This is a genomic window from Halorubrum depositum (genome assembly GCF_007671725.1).
GTDB lineage: Archaea > Halobacteriota > Halobacteria > Halobacteriales > Haloferacaceae > Halorubrum > Halorubrum depositum.
On record NZ_VCNM01000001.1, the window covers coordinates 1,093,739 to 1,116,873 of the forward strand.

General features: G+C 68.7%; 35 protein-coding genes and 1 tRNA gene. 4 read left to right on the forward strand and 32 right to left on the reverse strand.

Annotated elements, in window-relative coordinates:
• Positions 1-46 precede the first annotated feature (46 nt).
• Positions 47-1,429 (forward strand): APC family permease, encoded by a 1,383-nt coding sequence (locus FGM06_RS05645; RefSeq protein WP_144798153.1) that lies wholly within the window; start codon positions 47-49, stop codon positions 1,427-1,429.
• A gap of 47 nt (positions 1,430-1,476) precedes the next feature.
• On the opposite strand, the gene FGM06_RS05650 is transcribed toward FGM06_RS05645, so the two are convergent.
• Complete coding sequence (locus FGM06_RS05650; protein ID WP_144798154.1) at positions 1,477-2,184, reverse strand: universal stress protein; 708 nt, start codon at positions 2,182-2,184, stop codon at positions 1,477-1,479.
• Between the two features lie 40 nt (positions 2,185-2,224).
• Complete coding sequence (locus tag FGM06_RS05655) at positions 2,225-2,992, reverse strand: Lrp/AsnC family transcriptional regulator (protein ID WP_144798155.1); 768 nt, start codon at positions 2,990-2,992, stop codon at positions 2,225-2,227.
• A 166-nt stretch (positions 2,993-3,158) separates the two neighbouring features.
• Here FGM06_RS05655 and FGM06_RS05660 point away from each other — a divergent pair, with 166 nt between their 5' ends.
• On the forward strand, positions 3,159-3,413 hold the full coding sequence (locus FGM06_RS05660) for a macro domain-containing protein (protein ID WP_144798156.1): 255 nt from the start codon (positions 3,159-3,161) through the stop codon (positions 3,411-3,413).
• Positions 3,414-3,458: 45 nt separating this feature from the next.
• Here FGM06_RS05660 and secY read toward each other — a convergent pair whose 3' ends face one another.
• The 28 genes from secY to FGM06_RS05800 form a co-directional block, all read right to left on the reverse strand.
• Positions 3,459-4,928 (reverse strand): preprotein translocase subunit SecY, encoded by a 1,470-nt coding sequence (secY, locus tag FGM06_RS05665; protein ID WP_144798157.1) that lies wholly within the window; start codon positions 4,926-4,928, stop codon positions 3,459-3,461.
• Between the two features lie 2 nt (positions 4,929-4,930).
• Entirely contained in the window at positions 4,931-5,428 is a 498-nt protein-coding gene (locus FGM06_RS05670; protein ID WP_144798158.1) for an uL15m family ribosomal protein, read from the reverse strand.
• On the reverse strand, positions 5,425-5,889 hold the full coding sequence (locus tag FGM06_RS05675) for a 50S ribosomal protein L30 (RefSeq protein ID WP_144798159.1): 465 nt from the start codon (positions 5,887-5,889) through the stop codon (positions 5,425-5,427). Before FGM06_RS05675 ends, FGM06_RS05670 begins: the two co-directional genes overlap by 4 nt.
• Positions 5,889-6,536 carry a 30S ribosomal protein S5 gene (locus FGM06_RS05680; protein ID WP_144798160.1) on the reverse strand — a complete coding sequence of 216 codons (648 nt, stop codon included), beginning with the start codon at positions 6,534-6,536 and terminating at the stop codon, positions 5,889-5,891. The genes FGM06_RS05675 and FGM06_RS05680 overlap by 1 nt, the downstream gene beginning before the upstream one ends.
• Entirely contained in the window at positions 6,529-7,086 is a 558-nt protein-coding gene (locus FGM06_RS05685; protein ID WP_144798161.1) for a 50S ribosomal protein L18, read from the reverse strand. The genes FGM06_RS05680 and FGM06_RS05685 overlap by 8 nt, the downstream gene beginning before the upstream one ends.
• Positions 7,086-7,547, reverse strand: a complete 462-nt coding sequence (locus FGM06_RS05690) for a 50S ribosomal protein L19e (protein ID WP_144798162.1) — start codon at positions 7,545-7,547, stop codon at positions 7,086-7,088. The genes FGM06_RS05685 and FGM06_RS05690 overlap by 1 nt, the downstream gene beginning before the upstream one ends.
• Positions 7,540-8,250: a 50S ribosomal protein L32e gene (locus tag FGM06_RS05695; protein WP_144798163.1), complete on the reverse strand. Its 711-nt coding sequence runs from the start codon at positions 8,248-8,250 to the stop codon at positions 7,540-7,542. Before FGM06_RS05695 ends, FGM06_RS05690 begins: the two co-directional genes overlap by 8 nt.
• Before the next feature lie 3 nt (positions 8,251-8,253).
• Positions 8,254-8,787 (reverse strand): 50S ribosomal protein L6, encoded by a 534-nt coding sequence (locus tag FGM06_RS05700; protein WP_144798164.1) that lies wholly within the window; start codon positions 8,785-8,787, stop codon positions 8,254-8,256.
• Positions 8,788-8,789: 2 nt separating this feature from the next.
• Complete coding sequence (locus FGM06_RS05705; protein WP_144798165.1) at positions 8,790-9,182, reverse strand: 30S ribosomal protein S8; 393 nt, start codon at positions 9,180-9,182, stop codon at positions 8,790-8,792.
• 2 nt (positions 9,183-9,184) lie between these two features.
• Positions 9,185-9,358, reverse strand: coding sequence for a 30S ribosomal protein S14 (locus FGM06_RS05710; RefSeq protein WP_004597423.1), 174 nt, complete (start codon positions 9,356-9,358; stop codon positions 9,185-9,187).
• Complete coding sequence (locus tag FGM06_RS05715; protein WP_144798166.1) at positions 9,355-9,879, reverse strand: 50S ribosomal protein L5; 525 nt, start codon at positions 9,877-9,879, stop codon at positions 9,355-9,357. Before FGM06_RS05715 ends, FGM06_RS05710 begins: the two co-directional genes overlap by 4 nt.
• Entirely contained in the window at positions 9,872-10,597 is a 726-nt protein-coding gene (locus FGM06_RS05720; RefSeq protein ID WP_144798167.1) for a 30S ribosomal protein S4e, read from the reverse strand. Before FGM06_RS05720 ends, FGM06_RS05715 begins: the two co-directional genes overlap by 8 nt.
• Positions 10,594-10,950 carry a 50S ribosomal protein L24 gene (gene rplX / locus FGM06_RS05725; protein WP_144798168.1) on the reverse strand — a complete coding sequence of 119 codons (357 nt, stop codon included), beginning with the start codon at positions 10,948-10,950 and terminating at the stop codon, positions 10,594-10,596. The genes FGM06_RS05720 and rplX overlap by 4 nt, the downstream gene beginning before the upstream one ends.
• A gap of 2 nt (positions 10,951-10,952) precedes the next feature.
• Positions 10,953-11,351, reverse strand: coding sequence for a 50S ribosomal protein L14 (locus FGM06_RS05730; protein WP_144798169.1), 399 nt, complete (start codon positions 11,349-11,351; stop codon positions 10,953-10,955).
• Positions 11,351-11,695: a 30S ribosomal protein S17 gene (locus FGM06_RS05735; protein WP_144798170.1), complete on the reverse strand. Its 345-nt coding sequence runs from the start codon at positions 11,693-11,695 to the stop codon at positions 11,351-11,353. Before FGM06_RS05735 ends, FGM06_RS05730 begins: the two co-directional genes overlap by 1 nt.
• On the reverse strand, positions 11,686-12,144 hold the full coding sequence (locus FGM06_RS05740; RefSeq protein ID WP_144798171.1) for a ribonuclease P protein component 1: 459 nt from the start codon (positions 12,142-12,144) through the stop codon (positions 11,686-11,688). Before FGM06_RS05740 ends, FGM06_RS05735 begins: the two co-directional genes overlap by 10 nt.
• Before the next feature lie 2 nt (positions 12,145-12,146).
• A complete protein-coding gene (gene rpmC / locus FGM06_RS05745) occupies positions 12,147-12,359 on the reverse strand; it encodes a 50S ribosomal protein L29 (RefSeq protein WP_123620224.1) in 213 nt (70 codons plus the stop codon).
• On the reverse strand, positions 12,359-13,294 hold the full coding sequence (locus FGM06_RS05750) for a 30S ribosomal protein S3 (RefSeq protein WP_144798172.1): 936 nt from the start codon (positions 13,292-13,294) through the stop codon (positions 12,359-12,361). The genes rpmC and FGM06_RS05750 overlap by 1 nt, the downstream gene beginning before the upstream one ends.
• Positions 13,294-13,758 (reverse strand): 50S ribosomal protein L22, encoded by a 465-nt coding sequence (locus tag FGM06_RS05755; protein ID WP_144798173.1) that lies wholly within the window; start codon positions 13,756-13,758, stop codon positions 13,294-13,296. The genes FGM06_RS05750 and FGM06_RS05755 overlap by 1 nt, the downstream gene beginning before the upstream one ends.
• Positions 13,759-13,760: 2 nt before the next feature.
• Positions 13,761-14,186, reverse strand: coding sequence for a 30S ribosomal protein S19 (locus tag FGM06_RS05760; protein WP_144798174.1), 426 nt, complete (start codon positions 14,184-14,186; stop codon positions 13,761-13,763).
• Entirely contained in the window at positions 14,183-14,905 is a 723-nt protein-coding gene (locus tag FGM06_RS05765; protein ID WP_144798175.1) for a 50S ribosomal protein L2, read from the reverse strand. The genes FGM06_RS05760 and FGM06_RS05765 overlap by 4 nt, the downstream gene beginning before the upstream one ends.
• 1 nt (position 14,906) lies before the next feature.
• Positions 14,907-15,161 carry a 50S ribosomal protein L23 gene (locus FGM06_RS05770; protein WP_094521924.1) on the reverse strand — a complete coding sequence of 85 codons (255 nt, stop codon included), beginning with the start codon at positions 15,159-15,161 and terminating at the stop codon, positions 14,907-14,909.
• Complete coding sequence (gene rpl4p, locus FGM06_RS05775; RefSeq protein WP_144798176.1) at positions 15,158-15,904, reverse strand: 50S ribosomal protein L4; 747 nt, start codon at positions 15,902-15,904, stop codon at positions 15,158-15,160. The genes FGM06_RS05770 and rpl4p overlap by 4 nt, the downstream gene beginning before the upstream one ends.
• 3 nt (positions 15,905-15,907) lie before the next feature.
• Positions 15,908-16,924, reverse strand: coding sequence for a 50S ribosomal protein L3 (locus tag FGM06_RS05780; RefSeq protein WP_144798177.1), 1,017 nt, complete (start codon positions 16,922-16,924; stop codon positions 15,908-15,910).
• Positions 16,925-16,928: 4 nt separating this feature from the next.
• Complete coding sequence (locus FGM06_RS05785; protein WP_144798178.1) at positions 16,929-17,795, reverse strand: putative RNA uridine N3 methyltransferase; 867 nt, start codon at positions 17,793-17,795, stop codon at positions 16,929-16,931.
• Positions 17,796-18,054: 259 nt separating this feature from the next.
• Positions 18,055-18,999, reverse strand: a complete 945-nt coding sequence (locus FGM06_RS05790) for an ArsR/SmtB family transcription factor (RefSeq protein WP_144798179.1) — start codon at positions 18,997-18,999, stop codon at positions 18,055-18,057.
• 55 nt (positions 19,000-19,054) lie between these two features.
• The gene (locus tag FGM06_RS05795) at positions 19,055-19,327 is read right to left on the reverse strand and encodes a hypothetical protein (RefSeq protein WP_144798180.1); all 273 of its coding nucleotides are present in this window, start codon (positions 19,325-19,327) and stop codon (positions 19,055-19,057) included.
• 107 nt (positions 19,328-19,434) lie between these two features.
• Positions 19,435-20,721 (reverse strand): PQQ-dependent sugar dehydrogenase, encoded by a 1,287-nt coding sequence (locus FGM06_RS05800; RefSeq protein ID WP_144798181.1) that lies wholly within the window; start codon positions 20,719-20,721, stop codon positions 19,435-19,437.
• Positions 20,722-20,859: 138 nt separating this feature from the next.
• Between FGM06_RS05800 and FGM06_RS05805 the strand changes: the two genes are divergently transcribed.
• Both FGM06_RS05805 and FGM06_RS05810 read left to right on the forward strand, forming a co-directional pair.
• Positions 20,860-20,930: transfer RNA gene (locus tag FGM06_RS05805), tRNA-Gly, on the forward strand.
• Between the two features lie 406 nt (positions 20,931-21,336).
• Positions 21,337-22,170, forward strand: a complete 834-nt coding sequence (locus tag FGM06_RS05810; protein WP_144798182.1) for an aldo/keto reductase — start codon at positions 21,337-21,339, stop codon at positions 22,168-22,170.
• Between the two features lie 13 nt (positions 22,171-22,183).
• Here FGM06_RS05810 and FGM06_RS05815 read toward each other — a convergent pair whose 3' ends face one another.
• Both FGM06_RS05815 and FGM06_RS05820 read right to left on the reverse strand, forming a co-directional pair.
• On the reverse strand, positions 22,184-22,432 hold the full coding sequence (locus tag FGM06_RS05815; protein ID WP_394348611.1) for a hypothetical protein: 249 nt from the start codon (positions 22,430-22,432) through the stop codon (positions 22,184-22,186).
• 75 nt (positions 22,433-22,507) lie between these two features.
• A complete protein-coding gene (locus tag FGM06_RS05820) occupies positions 22,508-23,035 on the reverse strand; it encodes a redoxin domain-containing protein (protein ID WP_144798183.1) in 528 nt (175 codons plus the stop codon).
• Between the last annotated feature and the right edge of the window lie 100 nt (positions 23,036-23,135).

A 23,135-nucleotide genomic window follows, 5' to 3' on the forward strand; every position in this document is an offset into this window, starting at 1 on the left:
ATCCCGAAGGCCTAAACCGGAACGGCCGTTACCAGATGACGGACGCATGGGCCAGGACGATCTCGATCGGAGTCTCGGGTTGTATCCGACGATGATGATCAGCATGGGCGCGATGATCGGCAGCGGGATCTTCGTGCTGCCGGCACTGGGGTACAAGAAGGCCGGGCCGGCTGTGATCCTCGCGTACGTCCTGGCCGCGCTCGTCGTGTTACCGGCCGCGCTGTCGAAGGCCGAGATGGCGACGGCGATGCCGGAATCCGGGGGGACGTACCTCTACATCGACAGGGCGCTCGGGCCGTTGTTCGGGACGATCGCCGGGATCGGGGCGTGGTTCTCGCTGGTGTTCAAAAGCTCGTTCGCGCTCGTCGGACTCGGCGCGTACCTGCTGTTGTTCGCGCCGCTCTCGCAGGGGGCGGTGGTGTACGTCGCGCTGGCGCTCGCGGCCTTCGTCGTCGCCCTGAACGTCTCGGGGACGAAGATGAGCGGGCAGATACAGGCGGTCATCGTCACGCTGGTCGTCGCGGGGCTACTCGCGTACGTCGTCAACGCGGGATTCGTCGCCGACACGGCGCGGTACGCGCCCTTCAGGACGCACGGGAACGTCGGCGTCGTCACGGCCGCCGCCTTCGTCTTCGTCTCGTACGCGGGCGTCACGAAGATCGCCAGCGTCGCCGAGGAGGTGAAAGACCCCGGGCGGAACCTCCCGCGCGCGATGCTCGGCTCCATGGCGATCATGACGCTCCTGTACATCGGGGTGGTCGGCGCGATCATCGGGCTGAGTGACCCGGACGTGCTAACGACCGGCGGTCCGGGCGGGACGGCGTCGCTCACGCCGATGGCGGACGGCGCTGGCGCGCTCCTCGGCGGCGCCGGAGTGCTGTTCATCTCCGTGGTCGCCGTCGTCGCGCTCACGAGCATGGCGAACGCCGGCGTGCTCTCCTCCTCGCGGTTCCCGCTCGCGATGAGCCGCGACGACCTCCTACCGCCCGCGCTGCGAACGATCGACGAGCGGTTCAAGACCCCGCGGAACGCCGTGCTGCTCACCGGAATCGTGCTGATGCTGCTCATCGCGTTCGTGCCCGTGATCGAACTGGCGAAGCTGGCGAGCGCGTTCCAGATCCTCGTCTTCTCCTTCGAGAACATGGCGCTGGTCGCGTTCCGCGTGGCGGACCTCCCCTCCTACGAGCCGGAGTTCACCGCTCCCGGCTACCCGTTCGTCCAAGTGTTCGGCTTTCTCGCCGGCATCGCGCTGCTCACGCAGATGGGAACGGTTCCGATCCTCGGAGCCGTCGCCATAATCGCGGGAAGCGCGCTCGTCTACCTCGCGTACGGGCGGTCCAGGACGGACCGGACCGGAGCGATCGGGACGATCCTCCGGGCTCGTCGCGACGAGGAAGACGACGGGGTCGCCTCGACGAAACCGGAGTGACGAACGGCGGGGAGCGACGGACCGACCGGGGCCGCCGCCCGAGAGGATCAGTAGTCGCGGTTGACGAGGATCACCGGATCCCCGGTCTCGTCGGCGATCCGGTCCGCCAGCGAGCCGAAGACGCGGTCGCCGAGCCTCGACTCCGGCTCGTACATCACCACGGCGTCGTAGTCGACCGCGACGCGGAGGATCTCCTCGTCGTGTTCGTCGCCCTCGACGACCAACGTGTCGACTGATTCGGCGTCGAACCCGTCCTCGATCAGGCGGTCCCGCGTCTCCGCGACGATCGCCTCCCCCGCCTCGCGGCGTTCCTCGCCCTCGACGACGTGGAACAGCGTGATCTGCTGAGTGGTGTCCTCGCTCAGTATCCGGATGAACGCCGGGAGGCGATCGAACTCGGCGACGTCCGGGATCGGCACGAGGATCCGGCCGATCCCCTCCGTCGGGGCGGGGTCGAGCTCGGCGGCGCACCCCTCCTCGGTCGCGACCTGTCGGATCGCGGCCGCCCGGTCCTTCCCGAACACCAGCCGCGTCCGGACGGACGCGCCGGCGTCGGCGAACGAGTCGGCGATCTCGTCGAGCGTGGCCTGCGCCGCCTCGCCGAACTGCTCGCGGGCGGAGCTGGCCGGCGTCTGCTCGGGGAGGTCGTAGTGACCGAGCACCACGACCGCGAGCGACGAGAGGTCCTCGATCAACACCGGCGACAGCGGCTCCGGGTCCGGGAGTTCGAGCGGAACCAGAATCGTGTCTGCCATGGGCGACGGTTGGTCGCCCGGAACAATAAACGGAGGCGGCTCACGACGTCGCCGGTGGGGTCTCGTCCCCGTCGGCGAGGAACGCCCGGAGGGCGTCGTCCGCGGACGCACCCTTCGGGAGCACGGTCACCACGTCGTTCGGTCGAATGGTCGTGTCGTCGACCGGGTGGATGATCGACCCGTCGCGCTCGATCGACGTCACGATGGTGTCGTCGGAGAGGAGCCCGTCGGCGCTGGCCTCCGTCGGCGACAGGCCGACGATCGGCGCGTCGTCGGTGACGCACACCTCGATCACGGCGGTCCCGTCGGCGAGCGTGACGGTGTCGGTGACCACCGATTCCTGGGAGTCGTCCGCGAGGAACCGGGCGTACGGCGTGTGCAGCTCCGTCTGGAGCAGCTCCTCGTCCTCGATGCGGATGTCGAGCCCGGAGAGCGCCCGCGCGATCTCGCGGAGGTCGCTCGTCTCCTCGCCGACCGCGACCACCTGCAGGTCCCGGCGTCCCGCCATCAGTACCCGGACGTTGATGACGCCCGGGATCGACCGGGCCGCCAGCGCCAGCCGCTCTCGCTCGTCCGCGGGAACGGTACACATGAACACCGAGGTGAGTCGTCCGCCGGCCTGTTCGAAGTCGACGATCGCCGTGTAGCCGCGGATCACGCCCGCCTCCTCCAAGCGCTCGATCCGGTTCCGGACCGTTCCCGCGGAGACGTTCATCTCCTCCGCGATCATCGGCGCGGAGGTGTTCCGCGCGTCCGACATCAGCGCGTGGATGATCTGCCGGTCGATCTCGTCAAGGTGGTGGCTCACGGGGGGCCGCCCTCCGCTCCGATCGGCACCGGAGCGTATCGTCGAACGATCGTCATGCCGCGACGTAACCTCCAGAACGTAATATGGCTTACTCACGGGGCCCCTCCCGTTCTCGCGGACCGATCCGGCCGTTAGCGTTACCGGATCGCCGACGAAAGCGTCGCGTGTGGAGTTCGACGTCATCCGCGGCGACATCGCCGAACAGCGCGCGGACGCGCTCGTGAACGCCGTCGGAACCGGCCTGCAGATGAGAAGCGGCGCCGCCGGCCTCGGCTTCGAGGCGGGTGCCGAGACCGTCTGCGAGGAGATCGACGCGCACGAGCCGACGACGCTGACCGACGTCCGGGTCATCGCCTACTCGAGCGAGGGGTTCCGAACGCTCGAAGCCGCCGCGGAGCGAGTCCGCTCGACGGAGCGGTAGCTGCGAACGCGCTGAGAAAGAAACCGCGAGAAGCGGGAGCGACTGTTACTTGTTGCCGAACATCTGGCGCATCATCGGATGCATCTCCATCAGCTGCTCCTCAGCGATCTCCTCGTACAGCTTGTACGTGATCGAGACCGCGAGCAGCAGTCCGGTGCCGGAGACCGAGCCGATGGTGCCGAGCAGGTTCGCCATCACGGCGAGGAACCCGACGAGGGCGCCCCCGATGACGGTCACCTGCGGGATGTACCGCTCCATCACCTTCTCGACGACCTGCGGGTTCCGTCGGAAGCCGGGGATCTGCATCCCGGAGTTCTGGATCTGCTTCGCGGTCGCCTCCGGACCCATCCCGGTCGTCTCGACCCAGAAGATGGCGAAGATCGCCCCGCCGACGATCATGAAGGTGAGGTCGATCGCGAGCCGGACCGCGATCATCCACGGTTCGCCGGTCGCGGCGCCGCGGAACCACATCCACTGCTCCGGCTGCTGGATGGGGTTCAGGTAGTAGAACAGCCCGGACGTGGGCTGTCCCTGCTCGCCGTACACCCCGAGCCACGACGGCATCCCCGCCCACTGCGAGGAGAGGAGCTGGCCGACGAACTGGATGTTCGCCTGCAGCGCGCGCACGAGGATCATCGGCAGGACGGACGCGTAGATGAGCTTCACCGGGAAGCGGCCGCGAGCGCCCTTCACGCGGGCGTGCGAGAGCGGAATCTCGACGCGGACGGACTCCGCGTAGACGACGATTCCGAAGATGAACACGGTCGTGAACAGCGCGAGGATGTTCCCCGGCTCGAACAGCAGCGACTCGAGACCGGCCGAGGTGAACGGCGATCCCAGCTGGGTGCCGCCCGTCGCGATCGAGTACCAGTTCGCGAAGAAGCCGGGCGCGCCGAGCGCGGAGAAGCTGAAGAAGCCGCCGACGATCTGCTGGCTCACCGCCGCGATGATGAACAGCCCGACGCCGGAGCCGACGCCCCACTTGCTCACGATCTCGTCCATGAACAGGAGGAGGACGCCGCCGACGAAGATCTGCGCGAAGATCAGCGACTTAACGCCGAACGTCCCGATACCGAGGGCCTGTCCGACGGCCGGGTCCGCGGGCAGGAACTGCCCCGTGAACACCATCGGCGCCGCCGTCAGCGCCGTCACGATGATCACCAGCAGCTTCTGGAGGCCTTGGTACAGGACCTGGTCCCGCGGGTCGTCCGTGTCGAGCCCCAGCAGGTTCGCACCGCCCAACAGCTGGAGGACGATGGACGCCGTGACGATCGGTCCGATACCGACCTGCAACAGCGAGCCGGACGAGCCGGCGAGTACCGACCGGAACTGCCCGAAGAAGTCGGACCCCTGACCGACGGCCAACCCGAACGGGTTGATGTTGGTCAGGAAGAAGTAGACGACCAGGATGCCGGCCGTCCACGTGAGCTTCCGTCTGAACGGGACGTGACCCGCCGGTCGCTCCACGACGGGCATCCGCGAGAGCACCGGTTCGGCGGCCTCCTTCCAGCTCATGATTACGCCTCGTCAGTCTCGTCGTCTGAAGTGTTTTCTGATTCGGCAGCGGCTTCCTCGGCGCGCTCGGAGAGCGTCGCCTCGCCGCCGGCCTCCTCGATCAGCTCGACCGCGCCGGCGGTGAACGCGTCGGCGGTGACGCGGAGCTCGCGGCGGACCTGTCCGCCGCCGAGCACCTTCACGACGTCGGCGTCGTGGCCGTCGTCGACGACGTCTCGCGCGTCGACCACGTACGCGTCGCCGTCCTCCTCGGCGAGGCCCTCCGCGGCGTACAGCGCCGCGTCCTCGTCGAGCTTCTGGACCTTGACCTCGAGGACCTCCGTCTGCGCGTCCTCGGGGCGCTTGAAGCCGTACTTGCCGAGCGGTCCGTAGTTGTGGAACTCGTGTTTCGCGCGGCCGGCCGCGCCGCGGCCGCCGCGGTGACCGGCGCCGCGCCGGTTCTTGTGCGTGCCGCCGCCGTGGGTCCGGGACCCGCGCTGTCGACGTTTCTTGCTCGTCATCGCATCGCCTCCAGGAGACTGTCGATCTCCTCGGTCGTGTGTTTGCCGAGCTCGCCGCCCTCGATCACGGGGTGTTTGATGCCCTCGTGACCGCCGCGGGGCGCGTGGAGCCGCAGCGTCGGGGAGAGCCCCTGCTCGCGCAGGGTCGTCTCCTCGGCGACGAGCGCCTCGGCCAGCGCCTCCAGGTCGGCGTAGTCGGTGTTGTCGTCGATCCACTCGTCGTCGACGTCGGCGGAGCCCTCGAGGGGCTCGCCGCGACGAGCGATGGTGGTCGCGACGGCGTCGACGCTCGGTTCCCCGAACGCGACGATGTCGTTCACCTTGGTGATCATGCCGCGGTACGAATCCGTCTCGGGAACGAACGTCGCGTGGTTGACGCGCCCGACGTTCAGCATGTCGAGCGTGTCCTCGACGCCGTACTCGAGGTTGACGTCGCCGCGGAGCTGCACGATCGCCTGCATCACTCGCTCACCTCGTCGTAGTGGACCTCGCGCGCGTGCTGCGGAGTGCGGGACTGCGCCGCGTTCTCCAGGGCGTTGAACGTCGCCTTCGCGAGGTTGACGGTGGTGCGGGTGTTGCCGTCGGAGTTCGTCCAGGCGTCCTCGACGCCGGCGAGCTCCAGGATGTTCCGGACCGTCTCCGCGGCCGCGAGGCCCAGCCCCTGCGGGGCGGGCTTGATCTCGACGGTGACGGAGCCGGCCTTCCCCTTCGCCGTGCGGGTCAGGGAGTTGGTGCCGCCGGGCTGGTCCTCCCAGGAGCCGGAGCCGCGGTCCACCTCGATGATGTTCAGCTTCGCGACGTCGATCGCCTTCTGGATGGCGCCGCCGACCTGGTCGTCCCGGGCCTGCGCGTAGCCGAGGTAGCCGTCGCGGTTGCCCACGGCGACCACGCAGCGGAACTTCACGCGGCGGCCGGAGTCGGTCATGCGCTGGACCATATTGATGTCCAGCACCTCGTCTTCCAGCCCCGGGAGGAGCTGGTCGACGATCTCCGCCTCCTTCAGCGGGAGGCCGGAGTCGAGCGCCTGTTCCATCGACGAGATGTCGCCGTTCTGCACCTTGCGGCCGAGTCGCGTCCGCGGTTCCCAGCCGTCGTTGTGTCTACTCATGGTCCTCCTGGATTGTCGCGAGCGCGTCGTCGAAGTGCTCGGGTACGTCGGCCGCGTCGAACTCGCCGCCGTACAGCGGCTCGTCGAGCTGCTCGTCGTACGCGGCGATGTGCTCGCCTCGCGTACGCGACCAGTCGGCCAGCACGCCGTCGTTGTGCGGGATCTCGAGGCCGGCGTCGATCGCTCCTTCCTGTACTGCGAACGTCTTGTTGCCGGGCGTCGCCGTGTTGAGCCCGATGTCGAGCACGGCCTCGTCGAGGCCGGCGTCGACGGCGCGGGCGCCCGCGAGGTACCCGGTGAGGTACGCGCTGGGGAGGTTGCCCGTGGGGGCGTCCCAGCCGTACTCAGCGAGGTCCTCGCTGGAGGCGGCCGCGTGGGTCTCGTCGCCGTCGGGTCCGGGAGTCACCAGCTGCGCCCTGACGTGAGCGTTGCTCACCCGGGCGACCAGGCGAGGCTTGCCCGATTTCAGCAGGCGCAACCTCTGATGGTAATCCGTCCGGACCTCGCGGCGGCGCCGCATCGGCACCTTGTATCGTGGTCCTGTCGCCATTACTCTGTCACCTCGTAACCGTACTGCGTCTGGATGTACGCCTCCAGCCGCGCGACGTCCTCGAACTCGCCACCGCTCGCCTTGTTGTAGAGCGTGCGGTACTCCGTGGCGTCGAGGACGTCCTCGTCGTCGCGGAGCTCCTTCAGGCGGGCGCGCTGCGCGCGGATCCGCGCCTTCCAGTCGTCTTTCGTGTTCTGTCGCGCGCCGGCCTTCCCCTTCCGGGTCCCGGCGCCGGACTTGTGTCCGTACGAGCGCTTCGCGGCGCGCTCGCGGGCCTGTCCGCGGGAGTTCGTCTTCGCGTCCTTCGCGCGGATCGTGCCCTGTTCGATGAGCTCGCGGACGTCCTCTCGCGTGATGGCGTCCTCGATCTCCTCCTGTGCCTCGGGGTCGAGCCAGACGCGGCCCTTGCCGACGTCTAACTCGTCCGCGGCGAGCCGCTTCTGTGCTTTCAGGTCACTCATCGTCGTCGACCTCCACTTCGACGTAGGTCGGGTTCAGCACGCGGATCTCGCGCTCCTCCGCCTCGTCTTCGATCAGTTCGCGCTTGCGACCGCCGACCTTCGAGGCGATCCGCACCGCCTGCGTGTCGCCGTCGACGCCCTCGAGGTCGTCCGTGTTGTGCACGCGGACCTCCTCGAAGCCGCTCGGGTGCAGGTCGCGCGACGCCTTCGGCGAGCGGAACCCCGCCTCGACGACGGGACCCTTCGCCTTCATGCGGCGGCGCTGCTTGGAGAGCCCGCCGCGCGGCTTGCGCCACGACGTCGGGATCCGCTTTTTCTTGTGGTAGTCCTGCCGGTTGAACTGCGGTTTCCCCTCGCGGTGCTTCTGTGCGAGCGCGCGAGCGGTCTCGTCGTCCAGCGCCGGCGTCTTGTCGGCGTGACCGCGGGGGCGAAGCTCCGTCTCGACGGTCTCGTCGGCGTCGGCCTCGTCGGCCTCCTCCTCTTCCGTCTCGTCTTCGATCTCCGCGTCCGCCTCCTCGTCGACCTCCAGCCCGCCGACGTCGGCCTTGATGCGCGCTGCGAGCGCGTTGCCGACGCCGTCGACCTCGGAGAGCTCCGACTGGGAGGCGGCCTTCACGTCCTCGACCGTCTCGTAGCCGGCCTCGCGAAGGGCGTCCGCCTTCGAGGGACCGACACCGCTGATGTCTTCCAGTTCTTCGGCCATTGGTTAGGCACCTCCGGTGGGCTTCTCGACGATGTACACGCCGTCCTGGAAGACGCGCGTGTCCTTGTCGGTCACCTTCGTCAGCTGTTCGATGTCGGCGGCGGTCTGCCCGACGGCCTCCTTGTCGGAGCCCGAGAGCGTGACCGTCTCGCCGTCGACCTGTACGTCCGTGTCCCCGCGGATCGGGGTGCGTCGCTGTGCTCGCTCGCCGAGGAAGTTCTCGATGACGACCTCGTCGCCCTCCACGGTCACCTGCATCGGGAAGTGGGCGTAGTACACTTCCATCGTGTACTCCCATCCGTCGGTGACGCCGTGGATCATGTTGGCGACGTGGCTCTCGAAGGTGCCGACCGTGGCGTTCGTCTTCGCGTCCTCGTTCTCGGAGGCGATCGCGACGGCACCGTCCTCGACCGTGACCTCGACGTCGGGGTACCAGAGGCGTCGCGTAACGCTCCCGTTGGGACCCTCGACGGTGAGTTCGAGGTGGTCGGTCTCGGCGGAGACGTCGTCCGGAATCTCGATTTCGACTCTGTTCATTGTTAGTAGACGTATGCGATCACTTGGCCGCCGATGCCCTGATCGCGGGCCTCGTAGTGGCTCATGACGCCGTGGCTCGTCGTGACGATGAGCGTCCCGTAGTCACGGGCGGGGAGGTACCGCTTCTCCCACTTCTCGAACTCGTCCGCACCCGCGGAGTAGCGGGGCTTGACGGCGCCACACTCGTTGATCGCGCCTTTCAGTTCGACCTCGAACTTCCCGGCTTTCCCGTCGTCGACGTACTCGAAGCCGTCGACGTACCCGCGGTCGTAGAGGACCTCGAGGACGGAGCCGATGATGTTGGAGGCGGGCTCAACCGTGTACGACAGGTGGCCAACGCTCTCGGCGTTGTCCATGCCGGCGAGCGCGTTGGTGAATGGATCGTTTCCTGTCATGATCAGCTGTACTTCTCGAATCCCATGTCTCGGGCGACCTCGCGGAAACACTGCCGGCAGAGGTTGATGTCGTACTTGCCGACAAGCCCCTGCTCGCGGTCGCACCGCCGGCAGGTGTGCCGGGAGTCGGTGCGCTTCGCCGCGTGTTCGCCCGTGTCGTTGTTCGCTTCGCTCATTCCGTTACCTCTACGTCGAAGTTGGTCTCGAGGAACGCGGCCGCGTCCTCGACTGTCATCCGGTGTTTCGCGGGGATCGACGCCGTCGCCTTGTCCCGCTTCGACACGCGGTAGCCGGGCCGGACGATCGTCGTCGTCACGTCGAGCCCGTAGATGCCGATGTTGGGGTTGTACTCCTGGCTCGGGAAGTCGGTGTGGTCCTCGACCCCGAAGCTCAGGTTGCCAGTGTCGTCGAACTGGCTCCGAGAGATCTCGGTGACGTCGAGCGCGGTCGCGAGGAACTCGTGCGCGTCCTCGCCCCGCAGCGTCACCTTGACGCCGATCGGGTCGCCCTTGCGGATCCCGAACTCGGCGATGGTGCGCTTCGAGGTGGTCCGGACCGACTGCTGGTCCGTGATCTCTTCGATGATCTCCTCGGCGTCGGCGAGCGGCTCACCGCCCTGCCCGACGCCCATGTGGACGACGACCTTCTCGAGGTACGGCTCGCGCATCTCGTGGGACGCGCTCTCGGCTTCACTCATCCGAATCACCCGCCTCGTCGGCGTCGTCGCCGGTGAAGTTCTCGTCGATGACGACGAGGTACTCCTCGACCGTCTCGTACCCGTCCTCGTCGTCTCCGACGAAGACCGTGTTCGAGCCCGAGCCGAGCGTCACGTCGATGTCGTCGACCTCGCCGATCCGGCCGGCGTGCTGGCCGGCGACGGCGGTGACGAGCGCGCCCTCTTCGTACTCGAAGTGGGCGACGACCTCCTTGGTCTCGTTGTCGACGACGATCGAGTCCTTGGTGTCGTACGGCGTGTCCGTGTCGACGCGCACGTTCGTTCCGTCGTGGAGCGTCAGCTGGACGGCGCCGCCGGGGACGATCGACTTGTTCGTGATCTTCCCGAGCCGGCTGCCCGCGGCCTCCTCGTCGACGGGGGTCAGCGCGAGCCGACCGCCCTCGTCGGGGAAGACGCGGAAGAACTCCCCGCGCTCGGGGAACGCCAGGATGTCGAACATCCCGATCGGACGCTGCTCGTCCGAGACCGCGTCCCCGTTGACGAGGACCGAGTCGTTGTTCAGCGCGTAGCGCGCCTCCTTCGTCGAGTCGACGTAGCCGAGCACGTCCCGCAGCAGGACGACGAGCGGAACGCCCGCCTCACCGTGCGGGCCGGCGCCGGCCTTGACGGTGAACGTGTTCGTCTTTCGCTCGACCGGCCAGGAGTTCGGTACTGCCAGTCGCTTCTGATGTCGCGTCATTCGTTATCCTCCTGGAGCCGCGCCTCCCGGCGCTCGTCGTCCAGGTCCAGTTCGGTCACCCGGACGTTGCTCGCCGGAATCGGGCGGGGAACCTCCTCCCCGTCCGCCTTCTCGACGGTGACGTCCTCGACGGTGATCCGTTCCGCGGACAGGTCGACGGCGACGACTTCCGCCTCCGTCCCGGCCGCGTCGCCGCGAAGCACCTCGACGGTGTCGCCGGCGTTGACGCGGACGTTGCGCTGTCCGTACTCCTCGCGGAGGTCCTCCGTGAGGGTGGCTCGGACCTGGTTCTGCCGCTCGTGGAGCGGCGCGGTCTCCGACCGTTTTCGCTGTTTGCGTGGCTGTTTCGTCATGGTTAGACGATCATCGTCGCGGTCGAGGCGATGCTCCCGAATCGTTCGGCGACCTCGCGGGCGACGGGGCCTTTGATCTCCGTGCCCCGCGGCTCGTCGAGGTCGTCGATGATGACGGCCGCGTTGTCCTCGAACTTCACGCGGGTCCCGCTCGGACGGCGGATCGGCTTGCGCTGGCGGACGACGACCGCCTCCAGCACCTGCCGCCGCATCTCCGGGGTCCCTTTGGTGACCGAGACGGTCACCTTGTCGCCGATACCTGCCTTCGGGTGGCGATTCTTCGTGCCGGAGTAGCCGGCGACGGAGATCACCTTCAGCTCGCGTGCGCCGGTGTTGTCGGCGCACGTGATGAGCGAGCCCTTCGAGAGCCCCTGCGTGACGTCGGCCTTGAGCGCCTCCATCACTGATCACCCGACAGGTTCTCGACGACGACGTGGGACTTCGTCTTCGAGAGCGGTTGCGTCTCCGCGATAGTCACTTCGTCACCGACTTCGAGCGAGTCGAGCACGCCCGGCACGTGGGCCGGGATGCGCGAGCGACGCTTCATGTACCGATCGTATTTCGGTACGAACACGTCGTACTCTCGCTCGACGATGACGGTCTTTTCCATATCCGTCGACACGACCGTTCCCTCACGGGTCTGGCCGCGGACGGAGAGCTGCCCGTAAAACGGGCACTTCTCGTAGTCGTAATCCTCCGGGTTGTCTGGCTCCGGAGGCGTGGGTACGTCGATTCCTATCGCCATTGTGTGACACCTCGTTCGGTGCGTTCGGCGGGTCGATGCCGCAACCGATCGCCATCCACCGTTACGTAGACCGCGTCTTTGCACTCGCCGCGATGGCTCGCCGGACCCGCGCCGTCACCGGTGACGACGCTTGCGGACCCGGACGGGCCAGACTGACGGGGGCGGACCCCCGTAGTATCCGACCCGAGTTGGGACGCGGACCCCGACGACTGGACGTCGTCGGCGGCTTCATCTGTGCGGACGGTCGGGACGTCGACGACCGCGAACTCGAACGTCGCGCCCGACTTGGGCACGCGCTTGTCCCCCGACGGGGTTCGGACCACGATAGTGCCGAACGTCTCGGACAGCACGCGGCCGGCGATGCCCGCGTGGGCGTCGCTGGCGGCGTCGGCCACCCGAACCGGGAGGCCGACGAGTTCGTGCCGTACGAGTGTGTCGGGGGAAATCATCGTTATTCGTCGTCGAAGTCGCCTTCTTCCGCCTGGATCGTCTTGATCCGCGCGATCGTCTTCTTCAGCTCGTTCACGCGGCCCGGACTCTCCGGCATGCCGCCGGCGGCGCGCTGCGCCTTCGAGTTGAGCAGCTCGGTCTCGAGCTCCTCGAGCTCGACCTGGCGCTCGGCCGCCGTCATGTCGCGGATCTCGTCGGTGTAGAGGATCGCCATTATTCGTCCTCCTCCTCGTCGTCCGCGGCTTCCATCTCAGCGACGAGGTCGGCCGCCTCCGACTCGATCTCCTCGTCGAGCTCGTCGACGTCGTCCGCCTCGGCGTCGCCGACCGGCTCCTCGGCGGCGACGTCGGTCGCCTCCGCGGCCGTCTCTTGTGTCTCCTCGACGACCTCCTCGACGACCTCCTCGTCGATGACGTCGGCGGGGTCCTCGTCGGGCACCTCGACGTCGTCGTCGTCGGCGCCGACGTCCGGCACCTCCTCGGGCTCCTCTTCGAGGAGCGCCTCGACGCCCTCGTCGTCGCCCGCGGCGGCCTGCTCGACCTCCGGGACCTCGGCGTCCTCGCGGACGTCGAAGTCGTCGGGGAGCTGCGCGCCCGGCGGGATGATCTTCACGTTGACGCCGATCGTCCCGAGCTTCATCACCGCGACGCCCTGGCCGTGGTCGACGACCTCCTCCGCGGGCTCGCCGTTGTGCTTGATGTAGCCGCGGTTGAACTTCTCGACGCGCGAGCGCGCGCCGGTGACCTTCCCGGACAGGACGATCTCGGCGCCCAGCGCGCCCGCGTCCATGATCCGGTCGATCGTCGTGTGACCGGCCTTCCGGAAGTACCAGCCGCGTTCGAGGGCGTTCGCGAGACGGTCCGCGACGATCTGGGCGTTCAGGTCGGGCTCGTCGACCTCCTGAACGTCGATCTGCGGGTCGTCCATGTCGAAGCGGTCCTCGAGCTCGGTGGTGATCTTGCGGATGTTCTTCCCGCCCTTCCCGATCACCATGCCGGGCTTTTCGGCCTTCAGGACGATCTGCGTGCCCATCGGCGTCTTGGCGACGTCCATGCCGCCGTAGCCGGCTCGGCCGAGCTCGTCCGCGAAGAACTCGTTGATCTGTGAACGGCGCAGGCCGTCCTCGATGAATTGGTGTTCGTCAGCCATTATTCGTCGGCCTCCGGGTCCTCGATGATGAGTTCGACGTCGGCGAGGGTGGTGTTCCACTGGGTGGCGCCCGCGGCTCGCGGGTTCCGCCCGGGTCGCTCACCGACCTTGTGGGGGGCGACGTGTTTGATGACCATATCGTCGCCGTCGAACCCCTGTTCGGTCGCGTTGTTCTTGACGTTCTCCAGGAGCTTGAGGAAGTCCTTGGCGGCCTTCTCGGGGTAGCGGCCCGCGTCCCAGCCGTCGATGTCGGAGCGGTGGCCCGCGCCGGCGTTGTGCTGGCGCATCGGCACCGAGGTCTCCTCGTCGATGACTTCCTGCAGGAACTCCTCGGCGTCGGCGACGGTCTCGCCTTTGATCTCCCGGGAGATCTCCTTGCTGTCCTTCACGCTGATGGGCCGGTCGCGGAGCATCCCCTTGGCGGTGGTCTCCGGGTCGGCCTCGACGCTGTAGTTGATTCCCATTGTTACTTGAGGGGCACGAACTTCGAGGACCGGGTCGCGCCGATGCCGGCCTGACCGTGTTCGACGGTGCTTCGCGTGAGGTGGAACTCGCCCAGGTAGTGTCCGATCATCTGGGGTTCGACCTGCACGCGCTCGAAGCTGTGTCCGTTGTACACGGAGAAGGTGACGCCGACGAACTCCGGCAGGACCGGCATGTCGCGCAGGTGCGTCCGGATCGGGTCGTCCGCCGTCGTCTCCTTGTCGCGGCTCCGCACCGTCTCCAGCAGCTTCTGCTGTTCGGTGCCGAGGCCGCGAACGATGCTTCGCCGCTGGCGTGCGGGGAGCAGTTCCGCGACGTCTTCGACGTCCATCTCCTGCAGCTCGTCGAGCGAGTGACCGCGGTAGGCGAACTCCTTGCCCTCGCGGCCGGTTCGGTAGTTGGAACTCATTTGTTGCCACCTCGTCCGGTGCGCTTGGATGCGATGTCACCGACCTTCCGTCCGGGCGGGGCGTCCCGCGAGACGGACTTCGGCTGGCCGGGGTGTTGGCGACCGCCCCCGCCGAAGGGGTGGTCGACGGCGTTCATCGCGACGCCGCGGACGCGCGGGTATTTGGTCCCGCGCGCCTTCATCTTGTGGTACTTGTTACCGGCCTTGACGAAGGGCTTCTCCGTCCGGCCGCCGCCCGCGACCACGCCGATCGTGGCGCGGCACTGCGGGTCGAGCCGCTTCACTTCCCCGCTGGGGAGCTGGACGACCGCGACGTCGCGGTCGTGGGTGAGGAGCGTCGCCGACACGCCGGAGGCGCGCGCGAACTTTCCGCCGTCCCCGCGGTTGCTCTCGACGTTACACACCGGCACGCCCTCGGGGATCTCGGCCAGCGGGAGCGTGTTCCCGGGCTTGATCTCCGCGCTCACGCCGACCTGGATCGTCTCGCCCACGCGCACGCCCTCCGGCGCGAGCACGAGCCGACGGTCGTCGTCCTCGAACTCGACTTCCGCGAGCGGAGCCGAGCGGGCGGGGTCGTGTTCGATCCCGACGATCTCGCCGGTGACCGTGTCCACGTCCTCGAGCTTCTTGTGCGACAGTTCCGCCTTGTAGCGGTGGGAGGGGGCCCGGAACGTCGGGCCGCCGCGTCCACGCCGCTGTCCTTGGATTCGTCGTCCCATATCAGAACACCCCGATGCGCGAGGCGATCTCGGTCGCGTCGTCGTCCTCGGAGAGCGTGACCGTCGCCTTCTTCTTCCCCTTCGAGGTCACCTGCGTGTTCACGTCGGTGACGGTGACGTCGTAGCGGTCCTGGACCTCCTCGCGGACCTCGGGCTTCGTCGCGTCGATGTCGACGAGGAACAGCAGCTTGTTCTTGAAGTCCATCTCGTTCATCGCCTGCTCGGTGACGAGCGGGTGCTCGATGATGGAGTTCATCGGTCGGCCACCTCCTCGATCGCGCTCTCGGTCCACAGCGTGAGTCGCCCCGGGTGTCCGCCCGGCGCGAGGTCTTCCGCGTTGACCTCGCCCGCGGTCGCGACATCGACGCCCGAGAGGTTCCGGGCGGCGCGGGACGGCTCCTCGCTGGTGACGACGAGGACGGACTTGGGCTGGCTGTACTTGCGACCGCGGGTCTTCCCGCGGCCGGACCGCACGGAGCGGCCCTCCTCGGCGCGCGTGATGTCGGCGTCGGCGCCGACGGACTCCAGCACGCCCAGGGCCTCCTGAGTCTTCTGTAAGTCCTCGAACTCGTCGGAGACGACGAGCGGGAGCGTCAGGTCGTCGTCGAACGCGTGACCGCGCTCGCCGACGAGCTCGGCGTCCGCGGTGGCCGCGACGGCCGACCGGATCGCGAGCTGTCGCTCCTTGTCGTTCAGTTTCTTCGTCTGGTCCTTCTCGGCCTTCGGCGGGTGCGCGGCGCGGCCCGAGACGGCGCTCGGGACGCGGCGGGCGACGTTCTCGGAGCGCGGGATGTGCGCGAGCCCGCGCCCGGAGCCGAACGACTCCGCGGGGGTCCGCAGCCCGGCGAACTCGTCGGCGCCGTAAGCCTGTTTCCGGTTAGCCTGTGCGGCGGAGACCGCCCGACCGATGAGGTCCGGTCGGAACGCGGTCTCGAAGATCGCCGGCAGCTCGACGCTGCCCGCGTCCCCGCCGTCCAGGTCGTGTACTGTTGCGTTCATGTATTATCCCTGGTTGGATGCGGTGGATACGTACCGGACCTCGGGGTCGAGGCGCGGCTGGTCGTTCGGCCGGATGGCCGGGCGGAACCGAAGCAGGCGCTGGTCCGGACCGGGCAGCGAGCCCTTGATGAGCGCGTACTCGCCGTCGACCTCGCCGTAGTTGACGAAGCCGCCGTCGACGGAGGCGTCGTCGCCCTCGCCGAAGTCGATGAGGCGCTTGTTGAGCTCGGTGCGCTGATGGTAGCCGGTCTGCCCCTGCTGGGGAACGGTGGAGCGCACGCGGGAGGGGTTCCACGGACCGAGGTTGCCGATCCGGCGCCGCCATCCCTGGCGGGCGTGTTTGCCCTTCCGCTTCTGGACGCCCCATCGCTTGACGGGACCCTGCGTCCCCTTCCCCTTCGTGATGCCCGAGACGTCGGTGTACTGACCGGCGCGGAAGACGTCGCCGAACTCGTGGGCGCCGCCCTCCGCGACGAGGTCGAGCCCGAAGTCGACGCGCTCCTCGAGGGAGCCGCCGCCGACTCGGGTCTCCATGACGTCGGGCTTCTTCTTGGGCACGTTCGCGAGCTCCGAGGGGGCGGTGTGAGTGATGACGCGGACGTCGTCGACGACGTCGTCGTCGAGCAACGCGCGCAGCTCCTCCGCGTCCTCCTCGAAGGTGTCCTCCGCCGGGAGGTCGAGCGCGCGGTCGAGCTCCTCGTGGAACTCGGTCGCCCAGACCTCTTCGACCGGCTTCTTTCCGTACGCTGTCTGTTCGTAGGCGCGCAGGGCCACCGCGTACATCGGCGGCGTCTCGACGACCGTGACGGGGACGGACTCTTCCATCCCCTCACGCGGCGAGTTGGCCTCGTCGTTGACCATCACGACGTGCGTCATTCCGGCCTTGTAACCGGCGAACCCCTGCAGTGCGGGGGCTCCGTCGTCGTCTGGCCACGATCGAATGCGCGGGACCTCTCGGTCTGCGCGGGTACGCGGGCCGTAGCCCAGCGAGCCTTTTCGTGGTCGGCTTGGTTGTGGCATGTGTTTACTCCGTGAGTGTGAGCGAGCCGAGAGTCACGAACAGAGCCTCCTCCGTTCGGACGACCTCGCTCGCCTGTGCCGGGATCGTATTCAGCCAGAGGTCGAACCCCGGATCGGGTTCGACCGGACGGCCGTCGGCGACGGCCGCCCGAATGTCGTCGGGCGAAAGCCCGAGCATCTCCGGAAGCCCCCGCTCGGGCGCGCCGAAGGCGACGGTGTAGCCGCCGGCCTTCCGCGCGTCCGAAACGATGCCGCCGAGCCGCGAGACGGAGAGTTCCTCCCCGTGTCGCGACGTCGCGACGGCCAGTCCGTCGCCGGCGAGCGCTTCCGACAGGTCCGCGTCCACGACCTGGAAACCCTCCTCGGGCTTCCCGGTGATGCGGGCGCGGACCGGTTCTCTCGAAGAGACCCTGATGGTGACGCGCTCCCCCCGCTCGACCTCCATTCCGGAGGGGACGAGCAGGGAGATCGGGTGTTCCCGCAGCGGGGAATTGACCCGGACGCGGCCTTCAGGTCCGACCTCGGTCACGAGTCCCTGTGTTTTCGACTCTTCCCCGCTAGGGGTCGAGCCGGTCCGCCACGGCACGCGGAGCGGCGGGAGCACGCCGGCGTACCGGAGCTCGTCGCGCTCCCCCCAGAGGTCCTTGCGGAGCCCCGGAGGGGTCGCGGCGTACCCCAGCACGGTCCGAACGTACTCGCCGCCCCGTCGCCGCTCGCCTTCCGCGTCTGGGAAGACGACCAGTCGATCCGCCCGGAACACCGCCGCCGCACGGGCGACGTAGCCGAGTTTGCGAGTCGCCTCGCGGTCGTCCTCGGCCTCCCGGACGACCGAAGACGGAACGCAGATCGTGAGTCCGTCTTCGGTACGCATCGTGGCGAGACTGTACCCCTCGATTTCGGACGGCACCGTAAAAGGATAGCGGTCCCGTTTCCGGGCTGTGGCGCGTTCACACGGGGTCTGGCGGGGGATTCGGGTCGGAAATCGAGAGAGACTCTGACACGGAACGGGGCGCGACCGCCCCGGGAACGCGCCCGCCGATGATGCGGCCGCCGGTGGCGGTCGGTCGAGTCGGGCCGGACGGTTCCGCACGACCGGCGCGTCGTCGTCGGCGACGAGCCGCGATGACGGGCTACGACGACACGTCGACGATATCGCCGTTCCCGTCGACGTGAAGCGCGAGTTCGTCCCCGTCGAGGGAGAACGTAAGCACCGCTCGGAGGGGGTCCCGCGACCTGATCTCCTCGTCGTATTCGCTGAAAAAGCGGTCGAAACGGCGGACCGACCGCGGCGAGAGCGGGTCGAGATCGTGATCGAGCATGAATCCCAACAACGCCGGGGAGGACAGCAGCCCGAGCGCCGCGGCGCTCCCGGCGTGGTAGGGGCAGTTGGCGCACGAGGCCCGGAACACCACCGCGAAGCTGGACCGGCAGTTCGAGCAGGTCCCGTCGTCCTCGTGGTCCGGGCAGGCGTCCAGTTCGGTCTCGACGGTCGCCGCACACCGCGGACAGATGTCGGTTCCGACCGCGAGGAGCTCGACGACCGTCCACGCGTGGGCCGCACGGAACGCCTCCTCGGCCTCCCGGTTCCGGATCCCGCCCGGAGGAAACGGGAGCCGCCCGAGGTACCCCGACTCCGGCCCCTCGGCGGCGTCGACGCGGTTCGACGAGCGCTCCCACCGGCTCCGGCAGTTCGGACAGAACACCTCGATGCTCCCGTCGCGCCACCGGATCTCCAGCCGTTCGTCGCACGCGGGACAGCGGTCGTCGATGGACGTGCGTTCGAAGTCGGGGTCGCCGGTGACCGCCCCGGAGCGGATCGCCTCGACGACCCGTCGACCCGGGTGATCGAGCGCGTAGCCGGCCTCGTCCTTCCGGACGAAGTGACCGCGGAGCTCGCCGAGGTGGTAGTTGAACCGCGACGTGTCCTCGACCGGAAGCCGGTCGTACAGCTCGGAGAAGGCGAGCGGCTCCGCCGCGTCGCCGAGGACGCGCAGGATTCCCACCCGGACCTCGTCGCCGAGCGCGGCGAACGCCTCGTCCGGCGGCAGCCGACCGTCCGGGTCCCCCTCGGTCATGGTGGTGGCTCGTGGGTCCGCCTCGTATAAAGAGCCTGTCGTGGGAATTCGCCGGTCACGCGCCGAGGCAGACGTCCGTCCCGGGCACGCACACAGGTCCCGGCTCCCAGTCGGCCGCTCGCTCTCGGAGCCGCCGCAGGAGCGGTCGCCCCCCGTAGCGCGCGGAGAGAGCCACCGCCGCGAGGCCGACGCTCGGTACCGGGTACGAGGCGATGACGAGGACCCCGGCCATGACCGCGAGCAGCAGCACCGTTCCGCGCACCGTCGGCGGTGGTCCGCGCGGGGGAGTCGATGCGTCGCCTGACAGCCGTACTCCGTTCGATCTCATGCGATCAGCGGTACGCGCTACGCGGGTATAACTGTAATCTGAACGATATTTTTGTAACGCGGCCTACGTAAATTCGTTTGCGTAAACTGGAGCGAGCCGCCCTCACCTCACGCCGGAACGATCCGCGCGATCGGCGCGTCCGCGTCGTCGACCGCGACGTAGAGGTGGCCCGTGGCCGGCTCGACCGCAATCGCGCGCATGCGCCACTCCCGGTCGTCGAGCAGCGGCTCCCGCTCGGTGACGGTCGCGCCCTCGACGCCGGCGCCGTCGACGGTGAACCGGCCGAGGTACCGCGCCGCGAGCGTGCCGGCGAACAGGTCACCCCGCCACGCCGGGAACGCCTCGCCGTCGTAGAAGACAGCGCCGCTCGGCGGGAACCCGCCGGAGCCGCACGGCCAGTAGTGGACCGGCGCGATCACATCGCCCCGCTCGTCGTGGCCCGGTGCGAGGGGGTCGTCGGTCCCGTACCGACACGCCTCGCTCGCTATCGGCCAGCCGTAGTTGCCGCCGCGCTCGATCACGTTGATCTCGTCGCCGTCCTCCTCGCCGTGCTCGGCCTGCCAGATCGCCCCCGTCTCGGGCCGGACCGCCATCGCCTGCGGATTCCGGTGGCCGTAGCTGTACACGGCGTCCGACGCGTCGGGGTCGCCGACGAACGGGTTGTCCGGGTGCGCGTCGCCGTCGGGCGTCAGCCGGAGCGTCGCCCCGAGCTCGTTCGACGGGTCCTGCGAGACGTGGTCCGGGCCGAACTCGGTGTCGCGCCGGTCCCCGACCGTGACGAACAGCGCGCCGTCGGGGCCGAACGTCGCGCGCGAGCCGAAGTGGAGGTCCGTGTCGCGGAACGGCTCGGCGACGCGGATCGCCTCGAACCCCGAGAGCGTCGGGGCGTCCAGCTCGAGGCGACCGACGCCGACGTGGGTCGTCGCGCCGCTCCCGTCCGCGGGCGAGTCCCCCGCGGCCGCCGAATACGTGAGGTACACGCGCCGGTCGTCCGGGTAGTCGGGGTGGACCGCGACGTCGAGCAGCCCGCCCTGCCCCTCGGCGAACACGTCGGGCGCGCCCGCGACCGACTCGGCGGCCCCCGATTCGGGGTCGACGAGCGAGAGCCGCCCCGGTCGCTCGGTGACCAGTAGCCGCCCGTCGCCGGGGAGGAAGGCGAGCCCCCACGGGTGCTCGAACTCCTCCGCGACGCGCTCGACCGCGTACTCGACGTCGTCGCCGTCGTCGGACGGGGCGTCGTCACCGTCGGTTCCGTTTCCGTCGTCGTTCCCGGTTCCGCCGTCGCCTCCGGTGCCGCCCTCACCGAGACAGCCGGCGACCGAGAGGGCGGCGAGCCCGCCGGTCGCTCGGAGGACGTTGCGTCGGTCGGCGGTGGGAGTGGATCGGCGCGTCATATGGGTCGTCTCGTATCCGTCTTGGACGGGAGCCCGATGACGCTTCCGGCGAGCGGATTCGGGCGGATATCTCACCGGGCCGGCCGTCGTTCGGAACCCTTATATCTCCGACTCGGGCTATGTCCTGATGCGAAGCACGCACCGGTAGTGTAGTGGTATCACGCAACCTTGCCATGGTTGCAACCCGAGTTCAAATCTCGGCCGGTGCATCTTCTCGCTGCGCTCGAAGATCCACCGGCCTGACTCCCGCTCGCTGCGCTCGCGGGAGTCTCGGCCGGTGCGTTTCCTAACTACACGAGTCGAATCCGAGGGATTCGTGTCAGTTGCGACCTGCAGCGGATTGGTCGAGTTTCTCTCGCGGCACCGCATAGCACCTCATACCTCCCCAGCCTCGTCGGTTGCCCTCCGCGTCGCTCCGGGCGACCGACTCCCTCGCACGCGCTGTTCGCGCCCGCTGGGCGCTCACAGGCGCGCGCCACCGTACCTCTGTTTACGTATCCTGCTGCGTCTGTCTTAGTCGCGATCGTGTCTAGGCGCGGTTCCTGCTGCGGATCCAACGGTGCCCGGGTTCCCCGACCGGTAGTTTCAATCGACGATCCGCCGAACCCGTGCCGTGTGACCGTTCCAACGAAGACGCTCCCGAGCGGCGCCGAGTTACCGGCGCTCGGACTGGGCACGTACGACCTCGGCGACCATACGGCCGACAGCGTCCGCGCGGCGCTCGACGCCGGCTACGCGCACATCGACACCGCCGAGGGGTATCACAACGAGGACGCGATCGGCGACGCCCTCGCGGAGTACGACCGCGACGACGTGTTCCTCACCTCGAAGGTGCTCGCGAAGAACCTCAACTACGAGTCGGTGATCGAGTCGTGCGAGGCGTCGCTCGACCGGCTCGGCACCGACTACCTCGACTTATACCTCATCCACTGGCCGAACCCCGCGATCTCGCTGCGCGAGACGCTCCGGGCGATGGCGGAGCTCCGCGATCGGGGGCTCGTCCGCGACGTCGGCGTCTCGAACTTCAGCGCCTACCAGCTGAGCTGCGCGCACCACGTCTCGGACGTCCCGATCGCGGTGAACCAGATCGAGTTCCACCCGTACTTCCAGCGGCCCGACCTCGTCGACTACTGCCGCGAGAGCGACACCGTGGTCGAAGCCGCGGCGCCGCTCGCGCGGACCGATGTGTTCGGCGACGAGGTCGTCGCCGAGCTCGCCGAGACGTACGACAGGAGCCCCGCGCAGGTCGTGTTGCGGTGGGCGGTCGACCGCGGCGTGGTCCCGCTCCCGCGGTCGTCGACGCCGGACCACGTCCGGGCGAACGCCGACCTGGACTGGGAACTCGACGCGGCCGACCGGCGGCGGCTCGACGAGCGCGACCGCGACGAGCCGGTGTACGACACGCCGGCGCGCAACTGGACGAGCGACGTGTACGGGATCGAGCAGTAGCGATCGCTCGGCCTTAGGCGGCGTCGTCGCCGAGCGTCACCGGCCGCCCCGTCTCGGCCGACTCGTTCGCGACGTACACCGCGTCGTACGCGTCCGCGACCTCGCCGGACCGGAGCTCCTCGGGGGTGACGCCGGTCACGTCGCGCTCAGCGGCGACCGCCTCGACCGCGTCGGCGTCGACGTCCGTGACGGCCACCGGATCGAGCGTCTCCCAGTCGCGGCGCGAGAACTCGTCGAGGTACTCCGCGAAGTCGCCTTCCATGAAGTGAACGTCGGCGCGCGCGTCAAATAATCCCGGCGACCGGGCGGGGTCCGTCACCCCTCCTCGCCGACCCCCTCACCACGGCCCGTCGTAGTTCACCCGCGGCCGGTCGACGTCGACGCCGAGGTCGCGGAGCGCCGCGGTCGCGTTCTGGACGGGCGACGGGGCCGGGCGGTCGAGCGCGTCCGTCGTCGCCTCGGCGAACCGGACGGTCCAGTCCCCCCCGATCACGACCGTCGCGCGGCGCGGAATCTGTGAGTGGCCCTCCCACGACTCGGCGAGCAGGTCGTACGAGTCGGCGACGCCGCCGTGAAAGTCCGAAACGATCGGGAAGGGGAGGTCGAACCGGTCGGCGTACGCGAACCCCGAGTATAGCGAGTCCCCGGTGAGCGCGACGACGGCGAGGTCGTCGCGGCCGTGCCACCCCGCGTCCCGCACCGCGGCGAGCTCTGCCGTGCAGGTCGGGACGAAGTTCGCGGGGGCGAAACAGAGCGCGACCGCCTCGCGGCCGTCGACCAGCCGGAACAGCTCCAGCTCCGCGGCCGTCCCGCCGGTTACCGCGGGGGCGATGAAGTCCGGCGCCTTGCGACCGACGTCTATCATGGACGACACCTGCGCGTGCTGTCGGTAAATACCCACCCCCGGTCGTTCGGCCTCGATCCGACGCACTGAGAGCAGAGAGATCGGATGAGATGCTACTATG

What these genes read in the sequence shown, in the direction of transcription:
- FGM06_RS05645 (WP_144798153.1), top strand. Translation starts at nt 47, where the DNA reads ATGGGCCAGGACGATCTCGATCGGAGTCTCGGGTTGTATCCGACGATG.
- FGM06_RS05650 (WP_144798154.1), bottom strand. Translation starts at nt 2,184, where the DNA reads ATGGCAGACACGATTCTGGTTCCGCTCGAACTCCCGGACCCGGAGCCG.
- secY (WP_144798157.1), bottom strand. Translation starts at nt 4,928, where the DNA reads ATGAGCTGGAAGGAGGCCGCCGAACCGGTGCTCTCGCGGATGCCCGTC.
- FGM06_RS05670 (WP_144798158.1), bottom strand. Translation starts at nt 5,428, where the DNA reads ATGACGAGCAAGAAACGTCGACAGCGCGGGTCCCGGACCCACGGCGGC.
- FGM06_RS05675 (WP_144798159.1), bottom strand. Translation starts at nt 5,889, where the DNA reads ATGCAGGCGATCGTGCAGCTCCGCGGCGACGTCAACCTCGAGTACGGC.
- FGM06_RS05680 (WP_144798160.1), bottom strand. Translation starts at nt 6,536, where the DNA reads ATGAGTAGACACAACGACGGCTGGGAACCGCGGACGCGACTCGGCCGC.
- FGM06_RS05685 (WP_144798161.1), bottom strand. Translation starts at nt 7,086, where the DNA reads ATGGCGACAGGACCACGATACAAGGTGCCGATGCGGCGCCGCCGCGAG.
- FGM06_RS05690 (WP_144798162.1), bottom strand. Translation starts at nt 7,547, where the DNA reads ATGAGTGACCTGAAAGCACAGAAGCGGCTCGCCGCGGACGAGTTAGAC.
- FGM06_RS05695 (WP_144798163.1), bottom strand. Translation starts at nt 8,250, where the DNA reads ATGGCCGAAGAACTGGAAGACATCAGCGGTGTCGGTCCCTCGAAGGCG.
- FGM06_RS05700 (WP_144798164.1), bottom strand. Translation starts at nt 8,787, where the DNA reads ATGAACAGAGTCGAAATCGAGATTCCGGACGACGTCTCCGCCGAGACC.
- FGM06_RS05705 (WP_144798165.1), bottom strand. Translation starts at nt 9,182, where the DNA reads ATGACAGGAAACGATCCATTCACCAACGCGCTCGCCGGCATGGACAAC.
- FGM06_RS05710 (WP_004597423.1), bottom strand. Translation starts at nt 9,358, where the DNA reads ATGAGCGAAGCGAACAACGACACGGGCGAACACGCGGCGAAGCGCACC.
- FGM06_RS05715 (WP_144798166.1), bottom strand. Translation starts at nt 9,879, where the DNA reads ATGAGTGAAGCCGAGAGCGCGTCCCACGAGATGCGCGAGCCGTACCTC.
- FGM06_RS05720 (WP_144798167.1), bottom strand. Translation starts at nt 10,597, where the DNA reads ATGACGCGACATCAGAAGCGACTGGCAGTACCGAACTCCTGGCCGGTC.
- rplX (WP_144798168.1), bottom strand. Translation starts at nt 10,950, where the DNA reads ATGACGAAACAGCCACGCAAACAGCGAAAACGGTCGGAGACCGCGCCG.
- FGM06_RS05730 (WP_144798169.1), bottom strand. Translation starts at nt 11,351, where the DNA reads ATGGAGGCGCTCAAGGCCGACGTCACGCAGGGGCTCTCGAAGGGCTCG.
- FGM06_RS05735 (WP_144798170.1), bottom strand. Translation starts at nt 11,695, where the DNA reads ATGGCGATAGGAATCGACGTACCCACGCCTCCGGAGCCAGACAACCCG.
- FGM06_RS05740 (WP_144798171.1), bottom strand. Translation starts at nt 12,144, where the DNA reads ATGATTTCCCCCGACACACTCGTACGGCACGAACTCGTCGGCCTCCCG.
- rpmC (WP_123620224.1), bottom strand. Translation starts at nt 12,359, where the DNA reads ATGGCGATCCTCTACACCGACGAGATCCGCGACATGACGGCGGCCGAG.
- FGM06_RS05750 (WP_144798172.1), bottom strand. Translation starts at nt 13,294, where the DNA reads ATGGCTGACGAACACCAATTCATCGAGGACGGCCTGCGCCGTTCACAG.
- FGM06_RS05755 (WP_144798173.1), bottom strand. Translation starts at nt 13,758, where the DNA reads ATGGGAATCAACTACAGCGTCGAGGCCGACCCGGAGACCACCGCCAAG.
- FGM06_RS05760 (WP_144798174.1), bottom strand. Translation starts at nt 14,186, where the DNA reads ATGAGTTCCAACTACCGAACCGGCCGCGAGGGCAAGGAGTTCGCCTAC.
- FGM06_RS05765 (WP_144798175.1), bottom strand. Translation starts at nt 14,905, where the DNA reads ATGGGACGACGAATCCAAGGACAGCGGCGTGGACGCGGCGGCCCGACG.
- FGM06_RS05770 (WP_094521924.1), bottom strand. Translation starts at nt 15,161, where the DNA reads ATGAACTCCATCATCGAGCACCCGCTCGTCACCGAGCAGGCGATGAAC.
- rpl4p (WP_144798176.1), bottom strand. Translation starts at nt 15,904, where the DNA reads ATGAACGCAACAGTACACGACCTGGACGGCGGGGACGCGGGCAGCGTC.
- FGM06_RS05780 (WP_144798177.1), bottom strand. Translation starts at nt 16,924, where the DNA reads ATGCCACAACCAAGCCGACCACGAAAAGGCTCGCTGGGCTACGGCCCG.
- FGM06_RS05785 (WP_144798178.1), bottom strand. Translation starts at nt 17,795, where the DNA reads ATGCGTACCGAAGACGGACTCACGATCTGCGTTCCGTCTTCGGTCGTC.
- FGM06_RS05790 (WP_144798179.1), bottom strand. Translation starts at nt 18,999, where the DNA reads ATGACCGAGGGGGACCCGGACGGTCGGCTGCCGCCGGACGAGGCGTTC.
- FGM06_RS05795 (WP_144798180.1), bottom strand. Translation starts at nt 19,327, where the DNA reads ATGAGATCGAACGGAGTACGGCTGTCAGGCGACGCATCGACTCCCCCG.
- FGM06_RS05800 (WP_144798181.1), bottom strand. Translation starts at nt 20,721, where the DNA reads ATGACGCGCCGATCCACTCCCACCGCCGACCGACGCAACGTCCTCCGA.
- FGM06_RS05815 (WP_394348611.1), bottom strand. Translation starts at nt 22,432, where the DNA reads ATGGAAGGCGACTTCGCGGAGTACCTCGACGAGTTCTCGCGCCGCGAC.
- FGM06_RS05820 (WP_144798183.1), bottom strand. Translation starts at nt 23,035, where the DNA reads ATGATAGACGTCGGTCGCAAGGCGCCGGACTTCATCGCCCCCGCGGTA.